Here is a 22,614-nt window from a genome sequence, read left to right as displayed (position 1 = left end):
CCCCACCACCGGGCGCATCGGCCCCGAGCAACCTCCGCACACCTAGCAGGAACCGGGCCCCACCCACCCCGCCAACCAATACAGTCACGTTCACGATGCAAGCCTAGGCGGTGGCCGTCCGCCTCCTGTGAGCTGCTTCCCCGGAGCGATTCGCGAGCGCGAAATAGTAATCGACTTTGGTCGGTTAGCTTGACCGCGACACGCTGGGCGTGTCTAATCACAAATATGTCATTCCGACGTTGCGGGCGTGGAATCACTTGCAGCGGGGATCAATTCGAACGAATGTTCGAACGGGTGGCAGGGGTGTTCGGGTCGGGGTACATGATCGATCGAAATTTTCTGCGCTATCACAGGTGAGGAGGCGGAACGATGCCCAATGAGCAGATCGAGTCGGAGACTCGCTGGAGCACAGTAAGCGACGAACCGCAGACCAATTCCGAAGCAGGCGCAGCGGACGGCGTCTGTGTTCAAGAAGTCTGTGTGCAAGAAGGCAGTGTGAAAGTAATTCCTGTGCCGGAACTCGTCGCACAGGAAGTCGAGACGACGGGCCCCCGCCCGGCGTTGAGTCTGGTGACAGGTTTCGACGAACTGTTCGAGACCATCGAGGATCAGTGGCAGGAACGAGCGCTCTGTGCGCAGACCGACCCTGAGGCCTTCTTCCCCGAAAAGGGAGGCTCCACCCGGGAAGCGAAGCGCATCTGCCTGGGCTGCGAGGTGCGGGACGAATGCCTCGACTACGCACTGGCCAACGACGAGCGGTTCGGTATCTGGGGTGGCCTGTCGGAGCGTGAGCGCCGGCGCCTGAAGCGGGGGATCGTCTAGTCAGTCTTCGTCGCCCGGCAAATCCGGGTCGATGACCTCGGGTTCGACTCCGAGGTACGTACTCACCTGCTGTACGAGCACGTCGTGCACCAGGTCGGTGAGGTCGTCCGGATCCTTGGCGCGCTGTTCGAGCGGTCGCCGGAACAGGACGACTCGCGCCCGCGTCGTGGATCCGTGCCGGTCGATGCCGGCCGGGATCAGTCGGGACAGCGGCACGGGCCCGTCCGCCACGACCTCGGCGGGCCAGTTGACCGAATCCGGGTCGAGCGCATGAATCTTCGGGACCTCGTCGACGGCGATGTCCAGCTTCGTCAGGCGTTCACGCCAGCGCGCGTCGATCGGCGCGAACGCCTCCAGGACCACCAGATCGAACTTCTCTGCGCGGCTCCGTCGTGCCGGCGCGTCCGGAGGGAACACGGACCCGCGGATTCCCCGTCCCCGTCGGTCGACGGATCGGGTGGTCACGGGACGCCTGCGTCGTGCTCTGGACATGGTGTGGACATTACGACAGCCGCACACTCTCGGTGTGTCCGAGTAGGTGTCGGGCCTTCGTGGGGCTAGGCTCCCTAGCTGTGAGATCTCTGCGTCGATGCTGCCGCCCCGGGTGCAAGAACCCCGCTGTCGCGACGCTCACGTACGTCTACTCCGACTCCACCGCCGTCGTCGGCCCGCTCGCCACGGTCGACGAACCGCACTCGTGGGATCTGTGCGAAACGCACGCGTCGAGGATTACCGCACCCAAAGGCTGGGAACTGGTTCGGTACGAGGGTGGGTTCTCGTCGAGCACCCCCGACGAGGACGATCTGACCGCGCTGGCGGAGGCCGTGCGGGAGGCGGGCCTCGGCGATCGCGGGCGGTCCGAACGGGCCCTGTCCACCGAGGATCGCGCGGAGACCGGCACCCAGCCCGGCCCGGCGCGCACCGGTCGTCGTGGCCACCTGCGGGTACTTCCCGACCCGTCCAACTGACGTCCCAGCCTGTTCCGGGCCTGCGGTCCGCGGCGTGCCGTGCCCGCGACGGGCAGGCATTAGGCTTGCGCCAGCACTGGTGCTCGTAAAGGAGAAACAAGAAGTGGCGCGATCAGCCGAGTCCGTACATGCCGTGATCAAGGCTTACGACGTGCGGGGTGTCGTCGGTGAACACATCGACGCCGCGTTCGTGCAGGACGTGGGTGGCGCATTCGCACGACTCGTTCGCGAGGAGAGCGCCACGAAGGTCGTGATCGGCTACGACATGCGCGCGTCCTCCCCGGATCTGACCCGCGCGTTCGCCGACGGCGTCACCGCCCAGGGCCTGGACGTCGTCCTCATCGGACTCGCGTCCACCGATCAGCTGTATTTCGCTTCGGGGATGCTCGACTGTCCGGGTGCGATGTTCACGGCGAGCCACAATCCGGCGAAGTACAACGGCATCAAGCTGTGCCGCGCAGGCGCGAAGCCGGTGGGGCAGGAGACGGGCCTCGCCACGATCGCGGCCGAGGTCGTCGACGGGGTTCCCGCGTTCGCCGGCGCTCCCGGCACGGTGTCCGAGGAGGACGTGCTCGAGCAGTACGCGAGTTTCGTCCGCGGACTGGTGAACCTCTCCGACCTCCGTCCGCTGACGGTGGCCGTCGACGCGGGCAACGGAATGGGCGGGCACACCGTTCCCGCCGTGTTCGAGCCGATGCCGGTGAAGCTGGAACCGCTGTACTTCGAGCTCGACGGCACGTTCCCGAACCACGAGGCGAATCCGCTCGACCCGGCCAACCTCGTGGACCTGCAGCGGTACGTCCGTGAGACCGGTGCCGACATCGGTCTGGCCTTCGACGGCGACGCCGACCGCTGCTTCGTCGTCGACGAGCTCGGCAATCCGGTGTCGCCGTCCGCCGTCACGGCCCTGGTCGCCGAGCGGGAGCTGGCCAAGGAGCCCGGCGCGACCGTCATCCACAACCTCATCACGTCCCGCGCGGTGCCGGAGCTGGTGACCGAGCTGGGCGGACACCCGATCCGCACCCGGGTGGGGCATTCGTTCATCAAGCAGCAGATGGCCGAGACGGGCGCGATCTTCGGCGGCGAGCACTCCGCGCACTACTACTTCCGCGACTTCTGGGGCGCCGACTCCGGCATGCTCGCCGGACTGCACGTCCTCGCGGCACTGGGGGAGCAGGATCGTCCGCTGTCCGAGCTGATGGCGAAGTACGAGCGGTACGCGGCGTCGGGAGAGATCAACTCGACCGTCGCGGACGCCGCCGAACGGACCGACGCGGTGTTGTCGGCGTTCGCCGAGCGCACCACGTACGTGGATCGGCTCGACGGTGTCACGGTCGAACTGACGGACGGCGCGTGGTTCAACTTGCGGGCCTCCAACACCGAACCGCTCCTGCGACTCAACGTGGAGGCGCCGACGACGGCCGAGGTAGATGCACTCGTTACCGAGATACTGGGCATCGTCCGAGCCTGACTGCCATAGTTGGAACTACAGGTTCTGCTCGTGCTGCGAATGTGGCTTGCACTGATGAAGAAAGGGGGTGCGGTGTCATGACAGCGCCGACGCCCCTGCTCGATCTGGACGACGGGGACGCACTGGTTGCGGCGGACACCGAGGGTGCGTTGCGTTCCGCCGCCATGGGTGGTGCCCAGATCCGGGCCACCCGGTCCGCGGTCGAGGAGGGGGCTCTCGAACGACTGCAGGGGCTGCGTCCGCGCAGCGTGGTGGTGGTGACCGGCGCGGGGCGTGCCAGCCGTGGGGCGGCGATCCTGACGGCGGTCCTCGCCGAACGGATCGGTTTCCCGCTGGTGCGCGCCACCCGGACCCCCGTGTGGGTGGGCCCGCTCGACGTGGTGGTGGTGGCCGGCGACGACGCAGGCGACCCCCGGCTCGTGCAGGCCATCGACGCGGCGGTGCGCCGCGGCGCGGAAGTGGTGGTGGCGGCACCGGACGAGGGACCCTTGCAGGCCGCGGCGGCCGGACGCGTCGTCATGTTCGCGCCACGTGTCCGGGCACTCACCCGGCACGGTCTGCTGCGGTACTTCGCCGTTCTGCTGGCCGTCCTCCGGGTGCTCGGTTCGGAACGTTGGGGCGACGAGGTTCCCGACCTCGAGCAGATCGCTGACGCCGTCGACGGTGAGGCGCTGCGCGACAGGCCGAACAGCGAGGTGTTTCACAATCCCGCGAAATCGTTGGCCTCCCGCATGCAGGGACGCCGCATCGTGCTCACGGGCGATACGGAGAGCACGGTGGAACTGGCCCGGCACGGCGCCGAAGCGCTACTGCACGCGGGCCGCGTGGCGACCGCGTCGGAGCTTTCGGACGTGCTGAGTGCGGCGGGCACGTTCCGTGTCGACCAGGCGCTCTCCGCGCACGACTCGATATTCCACGATCCCGAGCTGGACGGTCCGCCGCCGGCGAGCCCGGTGCGCACGTTCGTATTGTCCGCCGACGCCGATCGGATGCTCGTCGAACGCAGGATCGCAGCCCTGGGCGACGTCGACCTCGTCGTCGCGTCCTCGGACGAGGGTCTGGTTCCGTCTCAGCGTCCCGAGCTGGAACAGGCGGCGGTCCTCGTCGGCAGACTCGACATGACGGCCGCGTATCTCCAGTTGATCGGCGGTATCTAGTGCACCGACTCGAAGGTGCGCTCCGGTCCTACGCGTGGGGATCGCGCACAGCCATCGCACAGCTGCGTGGACTTCCGGTTCCCACGGCGCATCCGGAGGCGGAACTGTGGTTGGGCGCGCACCCGGGTGATCCCGCCCGCGTCCTCACCGAGGAGGGGCCCCGGTCCCTTCTGGACCTGGTGCATTCGGAACCCGAACGCCAGCTCGGCAAGCGGAGTGTGGAGACGTTCGGCGAACGGCTCCCGTTCCTGCTGAAGTTGCTCGCGTCGGAGGAACCACTGTCGTTGCAGGCCCATCCGAGCGCCGAGCAGGCGTGGGAGGGATTCGCCCGGGAGAACGAAGCGGGAATCCCCCTCGAATCCTCGGTGCGCAACTACAAGGACGCCAGCCACAAACCCGAACTCGTCGTGGCCCTCAGCCGGTTCCACGCGCTCGCCGGATTCCGGGACCCTCAGCGGACGGTCAAACTGCTCGAGGCGATCGCGGTTCCGGAGCTGCAGCCCTACGCCGGCCTGATTGCCGGGCAACCCGACTCGGACGGTCTCCGCGCGCTGTTCACCACGTGGATCACGTTGCCGCAGCCGGTGCTCGGCGCGCTGATGCCGAGGGTGCTCGACGGATGCGTCGCCTATCTGTCGAACACCAAGGACGGTGAGTTCACGGCGGAGATCCGCACGGCCCTCGAATTGAGTGAGGTGTATCCGGGGGACGCGGGTGTTCTCGCCGCGCTCCTCCTGAACCGGGTCACTCTCGAACCAGGGCAGGGCCTGTACCTCGACGCGGGCAACCTCCACGCCTACCTGCACGGGATGGCCGTCGAGATCATGGCCAACTCCGACAACGTGCTGCGCGGGGGGCTCACGCCCAAGCACGTTGACGTTCCGGAGTTGCTGCGCGTCCTCGACTTCGACACCGTCGACATTCCGATTCTGGAGGCGGAAGAGCGCCCGAGCCGTGGCGAATTCGTGTACTCCACGCCGGCGCCGGAATTCGTCCTCGCGCGGATCGACCTGTCGCCGGACGGCCCCACGGAGCACCGGCTCGACTCGGAGGGGCCGCACATTCTGCTGTGCACCTCGGGTTCGGTGGAGTTGCGGTGCGGAACCGATGCCCTCGAACTGTCCCAGGGCAACGCCGTCTGGATCGCGGCCGAGGACCCCGAAGTGGTGGTGACCGCAGGCACCGAGTGTGCCCAGTTGTTCAGTGCGAGAGTCGGCCCGCCGATCGCGTAGCCTGTGATCCGCCCTGCGATCCGAGAAGGGCTCCGCGGCCCGTCGTGAGGGTCGTGTGCGACCGAGAGGAGAATTCAGTTGTCGGCTCATGGGGGAAAGAAGGCGATTCTCGCCGCGCTCGGCGCCAATGCCGGTATCGCGGTAGCCAAGTTCGCCGGCTTCCTGATCACCGGCTCGTCGTCCATGCTGGCGGAATCCGTGCACTCGGTGGCCGACACCTCCAACCAGGGCCTGCTCCTGCTCGGCCAGAAGAAGGCCGAACGCGCCGCCGACGATCTGCACCAGTTCGGTTACGGGCGTAGCCGGTACTTCTACTCGTTCGTCGTCGCGCTCGTGTTGTTCAGCCTCGGTTCGCTGTTCGCGATCTACGAGGGCATCCACAAGATCCAGCACCCCGAGGGACTCACGTCGCCCCTCGTGGCGGTGGTCATCCTGGTGATCGCCATCGGGCTCGAGACGTTCAGCTTCCTCACCGCCGTGCGGGAGTCGCGTCCCCTCAAGGGACGGGCGAGCTGGTGGGGATTCATCCGCACGTCGCGCAGCCCGGAGCTTCCCGTCGTGCTGCTCGAGGACACCGGCGCACTGGTCGGTCTGGTTCTCGCGCTCGGTGGTGTCGGACTGACGATGCTCACCGGGGATCCGGTGTGGGACGGTGTCGGCACCCTCTGCATCGGCGCCCTGCTCGGAATCATCGCGATCATCCTCATCGTCGAGATGCAGAGCCTGCTGATCGGTGAAGGAGCCACCGCCGACGAGGAGTCGCGTATTCTCGCCGCTCTCGTCGACGGCGAGAAGATCGAGCGCGTCATCCATTGCAAGACGCAGTACCTCGGACCCGAGGAAATCCTCGTGGCCGCGAAAGTGGCCGTGGCCGCCGGATCGGACATCAGCGCGGTCGCCGAAGCCATCGACGAGGCCGAGGCGCGAGTGCGCGGCGCAGTCCCCGCGGCTCGACGCATCTACATCGAACCCGACCTGTTCCGGGCAACCGAAGGCATAGGCTGAACGGCAACTTTCGATTGAGGAGGCTGATATGGCCATCCAGGACAAAGGCAGCGGAGAACCGCACCTAGGCGGCAGGCCGACCGGATTGTTCCGCACCAAGTCGATCGAGCAGTCGATCCGGGACACGGACGAACCGGAAACCAAGCTCCGCAAGGATCTGACTGCGTGGGACCTGACCGTCTTCGGTGTCGCCGTCGTCATCGGTGCCGGAATCTTCACGCTCACCGCGCGCACCGCAGGCAACGTCGCCGGTCCCGCCGTGTCGGCGGCGTTCGTGATCGCCGCCATCGCGTGCGGGCTCGCCGCACTCTGCTACGCCGAGTTCGCCTCGACAGTCCCGGTGGCGGGCAGTGCGTACACGTTCTCCTACGCGACGTTCGGTGAACTGATCGCGTGGATCATCGGCTGGGACCTCATCCTCGAATTCGCGCTCGCCGCGTCGGTCGTCGCGAAGGGCTGGTCGCTCTATCTCGGTGAGGTGATCGGCAACCACACACCGGTGGCGCAGATCGGCTCGGTCACGTTCGACTGGGGCGCGGTACTCATCGTCGCCATCATCACCGTCGTGCTGGCAACGGGCACCAAGCTGTCGTCGCGGGTCTCACTCGTGATCACCTCGATCAAGGTGGCCGTGGTGCTCGTCGTGGTCGTGGTCGGCGCGTTCTACATCGACACCGACAACTACTCCCCGTACATCCCCCCGTCCGAGGCGGGCAGCACGGGCGAGGGTATCCATCAGTCCCTGTTCTCCTACATCACGGGCGCGGGCGGCAGCACGTTCGGCTGGTACGGACTGCTGGCGGCGGCGAGCCTGGTGTTCTTCGCGTTCATCGGGTTCGACATCGTCGCCACCACCGCCGAGGAGACGAAGGATCCGCAGAAGGCGTTGCCCCGCGGAATTCTGGGATCGCTGCTGATCGTGACGGTCCTGTACGTGGCGGTGACGCTGGTGCTCACCGGGATGGTCGACTACCACGAATTGTCCGGGGACAGTTCCAATCTGGCCACCGCGTTCGGCATTCACGGAATTACGTGGGCGAAGAACCTGATCTCGTTCGGCGCGCTGGCGGGCCTCACCACCGTGGTGATGGTGCTGATGCTCGGGCAGACCCGGGTTCTGTTCGCCATGTCCCGGGACGGGCTGATGCCGCGGCGGCTGGCGCCGACCGGCAAGCACGGCACACCCGTTCGGATCACCGTGCTCGTCGGTGTCGTGGTGGCCGTGCTCGCGGGCATCTTCCCGATCGGCACCCTCGAGGAGATGGTGAACATCGGAACGCTGTTCGCGTTCGTCCTCGTGTCGATCGGTGTGATCGTGCTGCGCCGGACCCGCCCGGACCTGCCCCGCGGATTCCGTGTCCCGCTGGTGCCGTGGGTGCCGGTCCTCGCCGTCCTCGCCTGCCTGTGGTTGATGGTGAATCTGTCCGTCGAGACGTGGATCCGGTTCATCGTGTGGATGGCGCTCGGCGTGATCATCTACTTCGCCTACAGCCGCCGCCACTCGATGATGGAGAGACGAAGCCGCGGCGAGGTCTGACACGCAACGGGATTGGACGTCCGGGGGTCGGAGCGGCAGTACCGGGCGAGTGCCCCGGAGGCGGCGGGCACTAATGTCGTCGCCATGACTTCGTCGCGTGTCCGGGTGCCCTATCAGGAGGCTGCGCGGCTGCTGCTGCGTCAGTCGGTGCTCGATGCGATGCGGGATCTCCTGTTCGAGAAGGACTGGTCGGACATCACGATGTCGGATGTCGCGGCCGGCGCCGGGGTGAGCAGGCAGACGCTCTACAACGAGTTCAAGTCCCGGCAAGGGCTGGCGGAGGCGTATGCCCTCCGGCTGGCCGACGAGCTGGTCGACGCGGTCGACGAGGCGCTCGTGGCGAACGTCGGGCAAGGTCGCGCCGCGCTGCTCTCCGGATTCACCGCGTTCTTCGCCGCCAGCTTGTCCGACCCTCTAGTGCAGTCACTTCTGCGTGGCGAGACCAAGCCCGATCTGCTGCGCCTGATCACAACCGAGAGCGCGCCGATCATCGAGCGGGCCTCCACTCGGCTCGCCGACGTCTTCCAGCGGGGCTGGGTGCGGGCGAACCCGTCGGACGCGGGGATTCTCAGCCGCGCCATCGTGCGCCTCGCTATGAGTTACATCTCGATGCCACCCGAATCCGAGGCCAACGTCGCCGAGGATCTGGGTGCCCTTCTGGGACCTTTCGTGGACGAGGCGGTCGACGGGGCCGATCGGGAGTGACCGCCCCGCGGCGCAGCCTCACGTGAGTGTGACCCTCGGGCCGCAGTACCGATAGCCTTGACCGAAACAGCAGTCAACCAGGAGAGGCAGATGACGACCTCAGTTTCAACCACGCCCGTGGCCGAGAGCCGAAACGGGATCGATTTCAAGGTGGCGGACCTTTCGCTCGCCGAGTTCGGCCGCAAGGAGATCCGGCTCGCCGAGCACGAGATGCCGGGACTGATGGCGCTTCGCCGCGAGTACGCAGAGGTGCTGCCGCTCAAGGGTGCTCGCATTTCCGGTTCGCTGCACATGACCATCCAGACGGCCGTCCTCATCGAGACGCTCACCGCGCTGGGCGCCGAGGTCCGCTGGGCCTCGTGCAACATCTTCTCGACGCAGGATCACGCAGCCGCCGCGATCGTCGTCGGCCCGCACGGCACGCCCGAGGAGCCGCAGGGCACCCCGGTCTTCGCGTGGAAGGGCGAGACGCTCGAGGAGTACTGGTGGGCCGCCGAGCAGATGCTCACCTGGCCGGACGCCGACAAGCCCGCGAACATGATCCTCGACGACGGCGGCGACGCCACGATGCTCGTCCTCAAGGGCGCGCAGTTCGAGAAGTCCGGCGTCGTGCCGCCCACCGACGACGAGCGGGATTCCGACGAGTACAAGGTGTTTCTCGCCCTGCTGCGTCAGTCCCTCGAAGCGGACAAGACCAAGTGGACCAAAGTTGCGGAGTCGGTCCAGGGCGTCACCGAGGAGACCACGACCGGTGTCCTTCGTCTCTACCAGGTCGCGGCCGCCGGTGAACTCGTGTTCCCGGCCATCAACGTCAACGACTCGGTCACCAAGAGCAAGTTCGACAACAAGTACGGCACCCGGCACTCGCTGCTCGACGGCATCAACCGGGGCACCGACGTGCTGATCGGCGGCAAGGCCGCGCTCGTCTGCGGTTACGGCGACGTCGGCAAGGGTTGCGCGGAGGCTCTGCGCGGACAGGGTGCCCGCGTCGCGGTCACCGAGGTCGACCCGATCAACGCCCTCCAGGCGCTGATGGACGGCTTCGAGGTGAAGACGGTCGAGCAGGCCATCGGCTGGGCCGACATCGTGATCACGTCCACGGGCAACAAGGACATCATCACGTTCGAGCACATGCAGCAGATGAAGCACCAGGCCATCCTGGGCAACATCGGCCACTTCGACAACGAGATCGACATGGCCGGCCTCGAGCGTTCCGGCGAGGTCACGCGCATCAACATCAAGCCGCAGGTGGACGAGTTCCGGTTCAAGGACGGCCACTCGATCATCGTGCTGTCCGAGGGCCGTCTGCTGAATCTCGGCAACGCGACGGGCCACCCCTCGTTCGTGATGAGCAACAGCTTCTCCAACCAGGTGATCGCGCAGATCGAACTGTGGACGAAGCCGGAGGAGTACGACAACGAGGTGTACCGACTCCCGAAGCACCTCGACGAGAAGGTCGCGAAGATCCACGTCGAAGCGCTCGGTGGCACGCTCACCAAGCTCACGAAGGAGCAGGCGGAGTACATCGGCGTCGACGTCGAGGGTCCGTTCAAGCCCGAGCACTACCGGTACTAGAGATCGCGGCGTCCCCCGGTCCGTCGCGTACGGGCCGGGGGATAGCCTTCTTCCTCGTGGGAAAACTGATTGCGCTGGAAGGCCTGGACGGCGCGGGCAAGCGAACACTCGTCGGCGCAGTGGTGACACGCCTCACCGACCAGGGTCTGACGGTCGGCACCCTCGACTTTCCGCGGTACGGCAGGTCCGTGCACGCTGATCTGGCGTCCGAGGCTCTCAAGGGTGCGCACGGTGACCTCAGTGACTCCGTGCATGCGATGGCCGTGATGTTCGCGCTGGACCGGTCCGGTGCCGTCGGGGAGCTGTCAGCGCTGCTCGCCGAACACGACCTGGTGATTCTCGACCGCTATGTGGCGTCCAACGCCGCGTACGGTGCGGCCCGGTTGCATCAGGGGGCGGACGGGGAGTTCGTGGGTTGGGTGGAGAACCTCGAATTCGAGCGGCTGGGGCTGCCTCGGCCCGACCTGCAGCTGTATCTGGACGTTCCCGTCGCGCTGGCCGCGCAACGCGCCCGCGGCCGCGAATCGGCGGATGCGACCCGGTCGCTCGACGCCTACGAACGCGACCGTGGACTGCAGGAACGCACCGGCGAGGTGTACCGCGAGCTGGCCGTGAAGGACTGGATTTCGCCGTGGTGGGTACTCACCCCGGACACCGATCCGGTCACGCTCGCCGAAAACCTGGCACTCTTGAGTGACGACACGGCACGCCGTGACGAGAAAGAACACGGCACGCCGTAACGGCGAACGGGCTGTTACGGCCTCCGAAGATGCAACGATAGGGACATGAAGCCAAGGATTCTGGTTGTCGACGACGACACTGCGCTCGCGGAGATGCTCACGATCGTCCTCCGCGGCGAAGGATTCGATCCGTATGTGGTGGGGGACGGGACCCAGGCGCTCACCGCGGTCCGGGAGACACGCCCGGACCTGGTGCTGCTCGACCTGATGCTGCCCGGCATGAACGGCATCGACGTGTGTCGGGTCCTGCGAGCCGATTCCGGTGTCCCCATCGTGATGCTGACCGCGAAGACGGACACCGTCGACGTGGTCCTCGGATTGGAATCCGGCGCGGACGACTACATCATGAAGCCGTTCAAGCCGAAGGAGCTGGTGGCGCGGGTCCGGGCACGGCTTCGCCGGACCGAGGACGAGCCGGCCGAGCTGCTCAGCATCGCCGACATCGTCATCGACGTCCCCGCCCACAAGGTGAGCCGGGGCGAAGAACTGATCTCCCTCACCCCCCTCGAGTTCGACCTTCTGGTGGCTCTGGCGCGCAAACCGCGACAGGTGTTCACCCGTGAGGTCCTGCTCGAGCAGGTGTGGGGTTACCGACATGCAGCCGACACCCGACTGGTCAACGTGCACGTTCAGCGTTTGCGGGCCAAGGTCGAGACTGATCCCGAGAATCCCGAAGTGGTTTTGACGGTCAGGGGGGTCGGCTACAAGGCCGGACCGCCGTGACAGGTGTTTCCCGATGGCGGCGTCGTGTCAACCGACGCGTTTCGCCGATCCTTCGGTGGGGTCACTCACTGAGCAATACCCTCGCGCACACGTGGCGTCGTTCGCTGCAGCTGAGGGTCGTCGTCTCGACGTTGACGTTGTCGCTCATCGTCATCGTCGTGCTCGGCGTCGTGCTGACGAGCCAGATCACCGACCGTCTGCTCGAAACGAAGATCAACGCGGCGACCGAGGAGATGGACCGTGCCCGCAGCACGGTCGAAGGGCAGCTGGCCGGCGCGGACGACAGTAGTTCGCCCACCACCCAGCTCGACGGTGCCCGGGCCGCGCTGACGAACCGGGAGCCCGACGCCGGTCAGGCGTCGGGGTCGGCGGGAACGTTCGATCCTGTGCTGATCGTGCCGGGTGACGGTCCCCGCGCCCCGACGTCCAGCGGTCCGGCGGACCAGATCCCGGAATCACTGCGGGCGTTCGTCCAGGCCGGTCAGGTGGCCTACCAGTTCGCCACCGTGAACGATCCCGAAGGCTATTCGGGGCCGGCACTGATCGTCGGAAGCCCGACCGCGTCCGCTATCTCCACGCTCGAGCTGTACCTCGTGTTCCCGCTGGCCAGTGAGGACCGCAGCCTGTCACTGGTCCGCGGCACGCTGCTGGTGGGTGGTGCGGTGCTCGCCGTGCTGCTCGCGGCCATCGCGCTCCTCGTCGCCCGGCAGGTGGTTCTGCCCATCCGGTCGGCGTCCCGGATCGCGGTGCGCTTCGCCGACGGCCGGCTGAAGGAACGCATGCCCGTGCGCGGCGAGGACGACATGGCCCGGCTGGCGATGTCGTTCAACGAGATGGCGGAGAGCCTGTCGAAACAGATCACCCAGCTCGAGGAGTTCGGAAATCTCCAGAAGAGATTCACCTCCGACGTGAGCCACGAGCTGCGGACACCGCTGACGACGGTGCGGATGGCGGCCGACCTCATCCACGACGGCAGCGACGATCTCGACCCCGTGCTCCGGCGGTCGTCGGAGTTGCTGGTCGCCGAACTCGACCGGTTCGAAGGGCTGCTGGCCGATCTCCTCGAGATCAGCAGGCACGACGCCGGTGTCGCGGAACTGGCCGCCGAGCAACTCGACGTCCGCATGTGTGCGCGTGCGGCGATCTCGACGGTCCGTCACCTCGCGCGCGAGAGCGGAACCGAACTGATCGTGGACCTGCCCGATCAGGCAATCATGGCCGAGGTGGACCCGCGTCGCGTGGAACGCATTCTGCGGAACCTCCTCGCGAACGCGATCGATCACGGAGAAGGCAAACCGGTGCTGCTGCGCCTGCGCGCCGACGACAGCGCTGCGGCGTTCATCGTGCGCGACCAGGGTGTGGGCCTGCGGCCTGGCGAGGAGAAGCTGGTGTTCAACAGGTTCTGGCGGTCCGACCCGTCGCGTGTGCGACGGTCGGGCGGTACCGGCCTCGGACTCGCGATCAGTGTGGAGGACGCGAATCTCCACGACGGCAGGCTCGAGGCATGGGGCGAACCCGGCGAAGGGGCCTGCTTCCGGCTGACACTGCCGCGGGTGCGGGGCCGCAAGGTCGTGTCGAGCCCGCTGCCGCTGAAGCCGGGAACCGCGAAATACGTTCAGGGGCAGCCTGTCCCGGGCGACACCACGTTGCCGGTGCGCAACGAGAGCCCGGAGACGGCGGCCGACGAGTCTCACACGGTTCCCCAGAAGCGTGAGCGTGCGCACGTCGGTGACCGAGACGGTTCGCACCTTCCGGAGCGGGACCTGTGACGCCCGGCAGGCGATCCGCCCTGCTGTCGCGGTCGGTGTGCGGAGCGATCGTCCTCGCGGTGCTCGTCACGGTCAGTGGGTGCGCGAGCCTCCCGGATTCGTCCACACCGCAGGCGATCGGCACGATCAACCGTGACTCGCCGGGATCGAGTGTCGCGGCCCCCGCGCCGGGGCGCGAACCCGACCTGCTGCTGCGTGACTTCTTCAAGGCCAGTACCGATCCGTCCGACCGGCACCTCGCGGCCCGCCAGTTCCTCACCCCCGGTGTGTCCGGCAGGTGGGACGACGCGGCCAGCGCGACCATCGTCGACAAGGTCGACGTCCTCCCGGAGACACGGTCGGCCGACCAGGCGACGTACACGATCCGCGCCAACAAGGTGGGGCAGCTCGAGCCCGGTGGACTGTACGTGGCGGAGGAGGGCAGTTTCGAGACGAAGATCAGTCTCGAGCTGCAGGGCGGTGAGTGGCGGATCTCCGAGCTCCCCGCAGGCGTGATCCTCGACCGGGCGCAGTTCCTGAACACGTACCAGCGCAAATCGCTGTACTTCCTCGACCCGGCCGGGACGACGGTCGTGCCGGATCCGCGCTGGGTGTCGGGCGCCCAGGACCAGATGGCGTCGCAGCTGATCGGTCTGCTGATCGACGGGCCGAAGGCCGCCCTGGCGCCGGCGGTGCGCAACGAGCTCGGCGACGGCGTGTCGGTGCGCGGCCCGATCACGAAGGCCGACGGCCGCACCGCGCAGGTGGGGGTGGGGCTCGGCGGGATCCGGATCGACTTCGCCGGCGTGCCGCCGATGGACGCGCAGGCGAAGCAGCTGTTCGCGGCGCAGGTGATCTGGACGCTGGCCAACGCGGAGATCTCGGGCCCCTACGTGCTGCTCGCCGACGGCGAGCCCTTCGACGAGCGGTTCCCGAACGGGTGGACCACCGCCGACGTCGCCTCCATGAATCCGTTTGCGACGTCGAGCGCCACCGTCGGGTTGCACGCGCTGCGCGAGGGTTCGATGGTGAGCGTCACCGAGACCGGTGTCACTCCGGTGCCCGGGTACTTCGGTTCGGCCCGCAACATGCGTTCGCTCGCGCTGTCGCAGGACGGAAAGCTGGTCGCCGCCGTCGCGGACACCGGGCGTCCCGCGCCGGAACCCGCGAGTTCGCTGATGGTCGGCGCGTACGAGGACGGTGCCGCGTCGGTGCTCGAGGGCGGCGCGATCACCCGCCCGACATGGGCGCCCGACAATTCGGCGATCTGGGCAGCGGTCAACGGCAACACGGTCATCCGAGTGTTGCGCGAGCCCGGCACCGGCCGGACGTCGGTGGTCAACGTCGACGCCGGCGCCGTCACCGCGCTGGGTGCCACGATCACCGAGTTGCGGCTGTCCCGCGACGGGGTGCGTGCGGCACTGATCGTCGACGGCAAGGTCTACCTCGCGATCGTCACCCAGATGCCGGGCGGTGAGTACGCCTTGACGAATCCCCGTGCGGTCGCGATCGGTCTGGGCAGCCCGGCGCTGTCCCTGGACTGGAGCACCAGTGACACGATCGTCGTCGCGCGCGCGGCCTCGGACATCCCGGTGGTTCAGGTGGCCGTCGACGGTTCGCGGATGGACGCGCTGCCGAGCCGCAACCTGACCGCGCCGGTGGTGGCCGTGGACGCGTCGACGACCACGGAGTTCGTCGCAGACTCCCGGGCGGTGTTCCAGTTGAACAACAACGATCCGGCTGGTGACCGGTACTGGCGGGAGGTTCCCGGGTTGACCGGTGTGAAGGCGATCCCGGTCCTGCCGGGCTGAGGCTGTCGGTGCGGTCGCCGATACTGCCCGCATGCGCGCCCTGCCCGGCCTCCGGAACCTGCTCGACCTGATCCTGCCCGCCGAATGCGGCGGGTGCGGGGTGCCGGGCACGCAGTGGTGTGCCCGCTGCGCCACGGAGTTGGCCGACGATCCCGTGCTGCTCCGGCCCCGCGTCGATCCCGGGGTCGGGGTGTGGGCCCTCGGAACGTACTCGGGTGCCCGCCGCCGCGCCGTGATCGCCGCGAAGGAACGCGGGCGGCGCGATCTCGCTGCGCCCCTCGGATCCGCCGTCGCGGGCGCCCTGGGCCGTCTGCAGCAGTGGGGTGAACTCGACCCACCGGACGTGGCCCCGGTGGTTCTGGTGCCGGCTCCGACGCGTCCCCGGGCGGCCCGTGCACGCGGCGGCGACCCCGTCACCCGGATCGCCGTCGCCGCGGTGGGGGACAGGCGCGTGTGCCCCGCGCTCGTGATGCGGCGCGCCGTGCGCGATTCGGTCGGACTGAGCGCGGATCAACGTCGAGTAAACCTCGAGGGTGGCGTCCGGTTGACGCGCAAGGGTGAAGGATTCGCGCGGCACCTCGCGTCGGAACCGGCAGCACTGCACCGGGTCTCGGTGGTATTGCTGGACGACGTGTCGACCACCGGGGCGACCGCGGCCGAGTCGGTCCGAGTGCTGTCGGGGGTGGGTATCCGAGTGAGCGCGGTGGTCGTCGTGGCGGGTGTCAGATGAAATTCTGCCGAACAGTGGCACTCGCGCGCGTTACGTACTAGCGTCGCGGACACACCCGAAAACACAGGTAGGAGGTGGAACTTCGAACCTGGTGCCGGGCGGACCCCCTTCCGGCATTGCTCAAACTCGCCGCCGCCCATCAAGGGGCGGGGCCGTAATCGGGAGGTACGAGTGACGACCCCTTCGCAAGCCTCGGTTTTCGTCGACGACAGCACATCGGATGCACAAGAGAAGACGGATACCCCCAACGCCGAGATCGTCGTCAAGGGACGCAACGTCGAGGTACCCGACCACTTCCGCGTGTACGTCTCCGAGAAGCTGTCGCGCCTCGAGCGCTTCGATCCCTCCATATTTCTGTTCGATGTCGAACTTCACCACGAACCCAATCGACGCCAGAGGAAAAACTGCCAGCGCGTCGAGATCACTGCCCGAGGCAAGGGGCCGGTAGCCCGAGCCGAGGCATGCGCCGACAGTTTCTATGCAGCATTCGAGTCGGTGACCGCCAAGCTCGAGAGCAGGCTCCGCCGCACCAAGGATCGCAAAAAGGTCCACTACGGGGAAAAGACCCCGGTGTCGGTGGCGGAGGCCACCGCCGCACTCGCCGAGGACGACAGTCTCGGCATCAGTCCCGACATCTCCCTGGACGGTCAGGTGTCGGACGAGCACACACCGGGTCATGTCGTGCGTACCAAGGAACACAAGGCCACGCCGATGACCGTCGACGACGCTTTGTACGAGATGGAGCTGGTAGGACACGATTTCTTCCTGTTCCACGACAAGGAGTCGGACAAGGCGACCGTCGTCTACCGGCGGCACGCGTTCGACTACGGATTGATACGTCTGGCGTGATGTACACCCGTTCCGCCTGACGATCGGAGCGGTCGGTCTACTCGTCCGATCGCGGAAGCGCCTACCATGGAATCCGGCCGGGGTTCTCGGACCTCCGGCCGGATTTTGTGTGTCACCCATCCACTGCCGAAGATTGAGGACGAACAAGACTGTGCCGTCGCTGTCGCTATCGAAGCTGCTCCGTGTTGGTGAAGGTCGCATGGTCAAGCGGCTCAAGCACATCGCCGACCACGTTTCCTCGCTGTCGCCCGAGGTCGAAGACCTGACCGACGAGCAACTCCGCGCGAAGACCGAGGAGTTCCGCGCCCGCTACCGTGACGGCGAGACGCTCGACGAGCTGCTGCCCGAGGCGTTCGCGGTCGCCCGCGAGGCGTCCTGGCGGGTCATCGACCAGCGGCACTTCCACGTGCAGATCATGGGCGGCGCCGCCCTCCACTTCGGCAACATCGCCGAGATGAAGACGGGTGAGGGCAAGACCCTGACCTGCGTGTTGCCGGCGTACCTCAATGCGATCGCCGGGGACGGCGTGCACGTCGTCACGGTCAACGACTACCTCGCCAAGCGCGACTCCGAGTGGATGGGCCGTGTCCACCGCTTCCTCGGCCTCGACACCAGCGTGATCCTGTCCGGCATGTCGCCCGCCGAGCGTCGCGCAGCCTATGCGGCCGACATCACATACGGCACCAACAACGAGTTCGGGTTCGACTACCTGCGCGACAACATGACGCACTCCCTGGACGATCTCGTCCAGCGCGGTCACAGCTTCGCCGTCGTCGACGAGGTCGACTCCATCCTCATCGACGAGGCCCGGACACCCCTCATCATTTCCGGCCCCGCCGACGCGTCGAGCAAGTGGTACGCGGAGTTCGCCCGCATCGCGCCGCTGCTCAAGCGTGACGTGCACTACGAGGTCGACATCCGCAAGCGCACCATCGGCGTCCACGAGGCCGGCGTCGAGCTCGTCGAGGACCAGCTCGGCATCGACAACCTGTACGAAGCCGCCAACTCGCCGCTCGTGAGCTACCTGAACAACTCCATCAAGGCCAAGGAGCTCTACACGAAGGACAAGGATTACATCGTCCGCGACGGCGAAGTGATCATCGTCGACGAGTTCACCGGCCGCGTCCTCGTCGGCCGCCGGTACAACGAGGGCATGCACCAGGCGATCGAGGCCAAGGAGAAGGTCGAGATCAAGGCCGAGAACCAGACCCTCGCCACGATCACGCTGCAGAACTACTTCCGCCTCTACGAAAAGCTGTCGGGCATGACGGGTACGGCCGAAACCGAGGCCGCCGAGCTGCACCAGATCTACAACCTCGGTGTCATCCCGATCCCCACCAACCGGCCGATGGTCCGCGTCGACAACGGCGACCTGATCTACAAGACCGAAGAAGCCAAGTTCGACGCCGTCGTCGACGACGTGGTGGAGCGGCACGAGAAGGGCCAGCCGGTCCTGATCGGCACCACCAGCGTCGAGCGGTCCGAGTACCTGTCGAAGCAGTTCACCAGGCGCGGCGTGGCGCACAATGTGCTGAACGCGAAGTTCCACGAGCAGGAAGCCCAGATCATCGCCGAGGCCGGCAGGTCGGGCGCCGTCACCGTGGCGACCAACATGGCCGGTCGTGGTACCGACGTGGTGCTCGGCGGCAACCCCGACATCATCGCGGACATCGCGCTCCGCAAGCAGGGCCTCGACCCCGTCCACACGCCCGACGACTACGAGGCGGCGTGGGACGACGTCCTCGACCAGGTCAAGGCCGAGGTGAAGGCCGACGCGGACAAGGTTCGCGAAGCGGGCGGGCTCTACGTCCTCGGCACCGAGCGGCACGAGTCCCGGCGTATCGACAACCAGTTGCGCGGCCGGTCCGGCCGTCAGGGCGATCCGGGTGAGTCGCGGTTCTACCTGTCGCTCGGCGACGAGTTGATGCGACGGTTCAACGGCGCGGCGCTCGAGTCGATCATGACCCGGCTCAACCTGCCCGACGACGTCCCCATCGAGGCGAAGATGGTCTCGAAGGCCATCAAGAGCGCACAGACGCAGGTCGAGCAGCAGAACTTCGAGATCCGCAAGAACGTCCTCAAGTACGACGAGGTGATGAACCAGCAGCGCACCGTCATCTACAACGAGCGCCGCCAGATCCTCGAAGGCAAGGACATGGAGGGCCAGGTCGAGAAGATGATCACCGACGTGGTCACCGCCTACGTCGACGGCGCCACCGCCGAGGGATACGTCGAGGACTGGGATCTCGAACAACTGTGGACGGCCCTCAAGACGCTGTACCCGGTCGGCCTCGACTACAAGGAACTGGTCGGCGACAGCGACGACGGTGAGACCACGGACATCACCGCCGACGAGCTGCGCGAGACCCTGCTGAAGGACGCCCACGACGCGTACGCCCGGCGCGAGGCCGAGATCGACGGCGTCGCCGGCGAGGGATCGATGCGCGAACTGGAGCGCCGGGTCCTGCTGAGCGTGCTCGACCGCAAGTGGCGCGAACACCTCTACGAGATGGACTACCTCAAGGAAGGCATCGGCCTGCGGGCGATGGCCCAGCGTGATCCGCTCGTCGAGTACCAGCGTGAAGGTTTCGACATGTTCGGCGGCATGCTCGAGGGTCTGAAGGAGGAGTCGGTCGGATTCCTGTTCAACCTTCAGGTCGAGGCGGCCGCCCCGCAGGCGGCACCGGCCCCGGGCGTCAGCGTCACCGCGGCGTCCGCAGCGGCGACGGCGTCGGCCTCGCCCGCTCCGGCAGCGCCGCGGCCACTGCCCACCCAGGAGGCGGCGCAGCAGGCGCAGGGCACGGCGGCACCGTCCGCTCTCCGCGCGAAGGGACTGGACGACGGCGAGCCCCGCGGGCTCACGTACTCCGGGCCTGCCGAGGACGGCAACGCCCAGCTCAGCCGCCGCGGCGCGGCCGAGTCGGACGATGCCGCCGACGCCGGAACCCGTCGCCAGCGGCGTGAGGCCGCGCGGTCGCAGTCGAAGAGCAAGAAGGCCCCGCGGACCAAGCGCAAGCGCTGACCGCAGGAGCAGAAGATCAGCCGATCACCAGCGAGGTGACGGTCCAGCCCGTGTCGGACTGCTGTTCGACACGGGCTGCGATCACGAAGATCCGCGGTCCCCGGCCGTAGGTGCCGAAGGCCTCGAACGCGCACGGCTCCACCGCGCGCAGGTGCACGCGGACGAGCGTCGCGACACCGAGTCGCCGGGCGGGCGACTCCGACAGAGCGAGCGTGCGCACGACGTCGACGAGCGACGGCGTCACCAGCGGCCGCAGTTGCCGCACGTTGCGGCGCCGATCCAGCACTTCGAGGACCAGCCGGAACGCCTGCTCCGTGAACCGCTGGACGTCCGGCGACGGAAGAGGAAGCGTTCCCGGCTGCGTCACGGCGGTGCGCGGCGACGCTCCCGAGTGGGGCGACGAGCGGTGCCTGCTGCGCCCGGGTGCGTGCCGCCCGCCCGACGGCGCCGCCGAACGCCCCGGCAGAGGCGGCGCGGGAACGTCGCCGGCTACCGGCTCGAAGCGCGGCACCCGTGACAGGAACGTGTAGGACTCACTCATTTCTTACCCCCCGGTTTCGGCATGAGACGGCCGTCGTAGCGGTCATACTCGCACGGATCCCGTCGTCGTGTCGCCGAACCGGGGAGCGGACCCTAGGGTGGGGACGTGCGGGGATTGATATTGGACTTCGGAGGAGTTCTCGCGGGTCCCGGTTCGGACATGGACGGCCTGTCGTCCGTCCTGGCCGGTGCCCGGATCCGTGGGGTGCGGACCGCGATCCTCAGCAACGATCCCGGTGGTCCCGGCGCGCAGTGGCTGCGGGAACTCGGTGACGGCCGGCTGGTCGATCAGGTCGTGCTGTCCGGGGATGTCGGTGTCGCCAAGCCTGATCCGCGGATCTACCGGATGACGGCCGACGCGCTCGGTCTGACCCCGGGGGACTGTATCTTCGTCGACGACCTGTCGGTCAATGTCCGGGGTGCGGTGGCCGTCGGGATGGTGGGTATCCACCACGTCGACGGCGGCGCCACCGCGGACGAGATAGCGATACTTCTCGAGGTCGATCGAGACGGGATGCAAGGGGGACAGGCGCCGACATGGTGACGAGACTGACTACGCAGGACGCGTCGTTCTATTTTCTCGAGGCGAGCAGTACGCCGATGCACGTGGGGTCGCTCGCGATCTTCCGCAAGCCGCGAAACGGGTTGTCCTACGAGGAATTACTGAGCCTCGTCGAGGAACGGCTGAGCCTGGTGCCGCGCTACCGGCAGAAGGTGCGGGAGGTGGCGCTGGGACTGTCGCGGCCGGTGTGGGTGGACGACCAGGACTTCGACATCGAATACCACGTCCGGCGGTCGGCGCTGCCGAAGCCCGGATCGGATGCCCAGTTGCACGATCTGGTCGCGCGGCTCACGTCCCGGCCACTCGACAACACGCGACCGCTGTGGGAGATGTACCTGGTGGAGGGGTTGTCGAACAACCGCTTCGCCATCTTCACGAAGTCCCATTCCTCGCTGGTCGACGGCGAGACGGCGCTCGAGATCGGTCAGGTGATCCTGGACCCGGCGAAGACCCGGCGGCCCATGGCCGAGGAACTGTGGATGCCGAGCCCCGCCCCCAGTGAGTCCACTCTCATCGCCGGGGCACTGGCGGAGATGGTGGCGAGGCCGGGCGAAGGGTTGGCGGCGCTGCGGATGACGTTGGGTGACATGGCGTCTGCGCTCGGCGAGACAGTGCGCGCCGTCGGCAAGGTCGCCGCCGTCGTGCGCACCGCCACGCAGGTGGCGCCGGCGAGTCCGCTGAACGCGACCATTTCGCGCAATCGACGCTTCGCGGTGGTCAAGACCGAACTGGGTGACTACCGGAAGATCCGCGCGCAGTACGGGTGCGAGGTCAACGACGTCATCCTCGCCGTCGTATCGGGCGCGATGCGGTACTGGCTGCTCTCGCGCGGCGAACCGGTGGCCGAGTCGACCACGGTCCGGGCCATGGTCCCGATGTCCGTGTACGCGACGGATCCCGAGGCCGACGACGAGGCGTCACGCCGCGGTGAGTGGGCGGATCCGCGAAGCATGGTGTCGTCGTTCCTCATCGACCTGCCGGTCGGGGAACCGAATGCCGTGGTGCGGCTGTCTCACGTGGCGCACGCCATGGAGGCGCACGCCAAACAGAGTCAGCGGGTCACCGCGGAGACCCTGGTGCGTTTGTCGGGTTTCGCGCCCGCCACGCTGCACGCGATGAGTGCCCGTGTCGCGAGCAGTTTCTCGCAGCGGATGTTCAACCTGATGATCACCAACGCACCGGGCCCGCAGCTGCCGCTGTATGTCGGAGGAGCGCGGATGCTCGAGATGTATCCGGTGTCGCCCCTGCTGAAAAACCAGACTTTGAGCATCGGCCTGACGTCCTACGACGGCAACGTCTACTACGGTTTGAATGCAGACCGTGACGCCATGGCCGACGTGGACGTGGTGGCGGCGCTGCTGTACGAATCTCTCGAGGAGTTGTTGGATGCCAGCCGGTGAGAAGTCCGCGGTGCGAA

At 67.3% G+C, this 22,614-nt stretch carries 20 protein-coding genes; 18 read left to right on the top strand and 2 right to left on the bottom strand.

Annotated features, from left to right (window positions below; translation table 11 throughout):
* Positions 1–561 precede the first annotated feature (561 nt).
* Complete coding sequence (locus ACFVJ3_RS36575; protein ID WP_166680705.1) at positions 562–822, top strand: WhiB family transcriptional regulator; 261 nt, start codon at positions 562–564, stop codon at positions 820–822.
* Here the strand turns inward: ACFVJ3_RS36575 and ACFVJ3_RS36570 are convergent, their stop codons facing one another.
* Positions 823–1,314 (bottom strand): metallopeptidase family protein, encoded by a 492-nt coding sequence (locus ACFVJ3_RS36570; protein WP_029539455.1) that lies wholly within the window; start codon positions 1,312–1,314, stop codon positions 823–825.
* A gap of 80 nt (positions 1,315–1,394) precedes the next feature.
* On the opposite strand from ACFVJ3_RS36570, the gene ACFVJ3_RS36565 reads away from it, so the two are divergent.
* From ACFVJ3_RS36565 to secA, 15 genes are all read left to right on the top strand, one after another.
* Positions 1,395–1,790, top strand: a complete 396-nt coding sequence (locus tag ACFVJ3_RS36565) for a DUF3499 domain-containing protein (RefSeq protein ID WP_378456707.1) — start codon at positions 1,395–1,397, stop codon at positions 1,788–1,790.
* A gap of 103 nt (positions 1,791–1,893) precedes the next feature.
* Positions 1,894–3,261: a phosphomannomutase/phosphoglucomutase gene (locus ACFVJ3_RS36560; protein ID WP_378456706.1), complete on the top strand. Its 1,368-nt coding sequence runs from the start codon at positions 1,894–1,896 to the stop codon at positions 3,259–3,261.
* A gap of 77 nt (positions 3,262–3,338) precedes the next feature.
* Entirely contained in the window at positions 3,339–4,418 is a 1,080-nt protein-coding gene (locus tag ACFVJ3_RS36555; protein WP_378456705.1) for a tobH protein, read from the top strand.
* Positions 4,418–5,650, top strand: a complete 1,233-nt coding sequence (gene manA / locus ACFVJ3_RS36550) for a mannose-6-phosphate isomerase, class I (RefSeq protein ID WP_378456704.1) — start codon at positions 4,418–4,420, stop codon at positions 5,648–5,650. Before ACFVJ3_RS36555 ends, manA begins: the two co-directional genes overlap by 1 nt.
* Before the next feature lie 78 nt (positions 5,651–5,728).
* A complete protein-coding gene (locus tag ACFVJ3_RS36545) occupies positions 5,729–6,655 on the top strand; it encodes a cation diffusion facilitator family transporter (protein ID WP_378456703.1) in 927 nt (308 codons plus the stop codon).
* Positions 6,656–6,683: 28 nt separating this feature from the next.
* On the top strand, positions 6,684–8,192 hold the full coding sequence (locus ACFVJ3_RS36540) for an amino acid permease (protein WP_378456702.1): 1,509 nt from the start codon (positions 6,684–6,686) through the stop codon (positions 8,190–8,192).
* Positions 8,193–8,276: 84 nt separating this feature from the next.
* The gene (locus ACFVJ3_RS36535; RefSeq protein ID WP_378456701.1) at positions 8,277–8,897 is read left to right on the top strand and encodes a TetR family transcriptional regulator; all 621 of its coding nucleotides are present in this window, start codon (positions 8,277–8,279) and stop codon (positions 8,895–8,897) included.
* Positions 8,898–8,987: 90 nt separating this feature from the next.
* Positions 8,988–10,472, top strand: a complete 1,485-nt coding sequence (ahcY, locus tag ACFVJ3_RS36530; RefSeq protein ID WP_378456700.1) for an adenosylhomocysteinase — start codon at positions 8,988–8,990, stop codon at positions 10,470–10,472.
* Between the two features lie 56 nt (positions 10,473–10,528).
* A complete protein-coding gene (locus ACFVJ3_RS36525) occupies positions 10,529–11,212 on the top strand; it encodes a dTMP kinase (protein WP_378456699.1) in 684 nt (227 codons plus the stop codon).
* Positions 11,213–11,257: 45 nt separating this feature from the next.
* Positions 11,258–11,935: an MtrAB system response regulator MtrA gene (mtrA, locus tag ACFVJ3_RS36520; RefSeq protein WP_005240059.1), complete on the top strand. Its 678-nt coding sequence runs from the start codon at positions 11,258–11,260 to the stop codon at positions 11,933–11,935.
* Complete coding sequence (mtrB, locus tag ACFVJ3_RS36515) at positions 11,932–13,704, top strand: MtrAB system histidine kinase MtrB (protein ID WP_378456698.1); 1,773 nt, start codon at positions 11,932–11,934, stop codon at positions 13,702–13,704. The genes mtrA and mtrB overlap by 4 nt, the downstream gene beginning before the upstream one ends.
* Complete coding sequence (gene lpqB / locus ACFVJ3_RS36510) at positions 13,701–15,494, top strand: MtrAB system accessory lipoprotein LpqB (protein WP_378456697.1); 1,794 nt, start codon at positions 13,701–13,703, stop codon at positions 15,492–15,494. The genes mtrB and lpqB overlap by 4 nt, the downstream gene beginning before the upstream one ends.
* A gap of 31 nt (positions 15,495–15,525) precedes the next feature.
* Positions 15,526–16,224 carry a ComF family protein gene (locus ACFVJ3_RS36505; RefSeq protein ID WP_378456696.1) on the top strand — a complete coding sequence of 233 codons (699 nt, stop codon included), beginning with the start codon at positions 15,526–15,528 and terminating at the stop codon, positions 16,222–16,224.
* A 171-nt stretch (positions 16,225–16,395) separates the two neighbouring features.
* Positions 16,396–17,073 (top strand): ribosome hibernation-promoting factor, HPF/YfiA family, encoded by a 678-nt coding sequence (gene hpf / locus ACFVJ3_RS36500; protein WP_378456695.1) that lies wholly within the window; start codon positions 16,396–16,398, stop codon positions 17,071–17,073.
* A 151-nt stretch (positions 17,074–17,224) separates the two neighbouring features.
* Positions 17,225–20,095 carry a preprotein translocase subunit SecA gene (gene secA, locus ACFVJ3_RS36495; protein ID WP_378456711.1) on the top strand — a complete coding sequence of 957 codons (2,871 nt, stop codon included), beginning with the start codon at positions 17,225–17,227 and terminating at the stop codon, positions 20,093–20,095.
* 16 nt (positions 20,096–20,111) lie between these two features.
* Here the strand turns inward: secA and ACFVJ3_RS36490 are convergent, their stop codons facing one another.
* Positions 20,112–20,636: an Rv3235 family protein gene (locus ACFVJ3_RS36490; RefSeq protein WP_378456694.1), complete on the bottom strand. Its 525-nt coding sequence runs from the start codon at positions 20,634–20,636 to the stop codon at positions 20,112–20,114.
* A 105-nt stretch (positions 20,637–20,741) separates the two neighbouring features.
* Here ACFVJ3_RS36490 and ACFVJ3_RS36485 point away from each other — a divergent pair, with 105 nt between their 5' ends.
* Together ACFVJ3_RS36485 and ACFVJ3_RS36480 are read left to right on the top strand one after the other, a co-directional pair.
* Positions 20,742–21,179, top strand: a complete 438-nt coding sequence (locus tag ACFVJ3_RS36485; RefSeq protein WP_378456693.1) for an HAD-IA family hydrolase — start codon at positions 20,742–20,744, stop codon at positions 21,177–21,179.
* On the top strand, positions 21,173–22,597 hold the full coding sequence (locus ACFVJ3_RS36480; protein ID WP_005240072.1) for a wax ester/triacylglycerol synthase family O-acyltransferase: 1,425 nt from the start codon (positions 21,173–21,175) through the stop codon (positions 22,595–22,597). Before ACFVJ3_RS36485 ends, ACFVJ3_RS36480 begins: the two co-directional genes overlap by 7 nt.
* Positions 22,598–22,614: the final 17 nt, after the last annotated feature.

The organism is Rhodococcus sp. NPDC127593, assembly GCF_042671975.1.
Lineage (GTDB): Bacteria > Actinomycetota > Actinomycetes > Mycobacteriales > Mycobacteriaceae > Rhodococcus_F.
The sequence above is the reverse complement of the archived record's forward strand: the minus strand, read 5'-3'. Positions and strand labels throughout refer to the sequence as shown.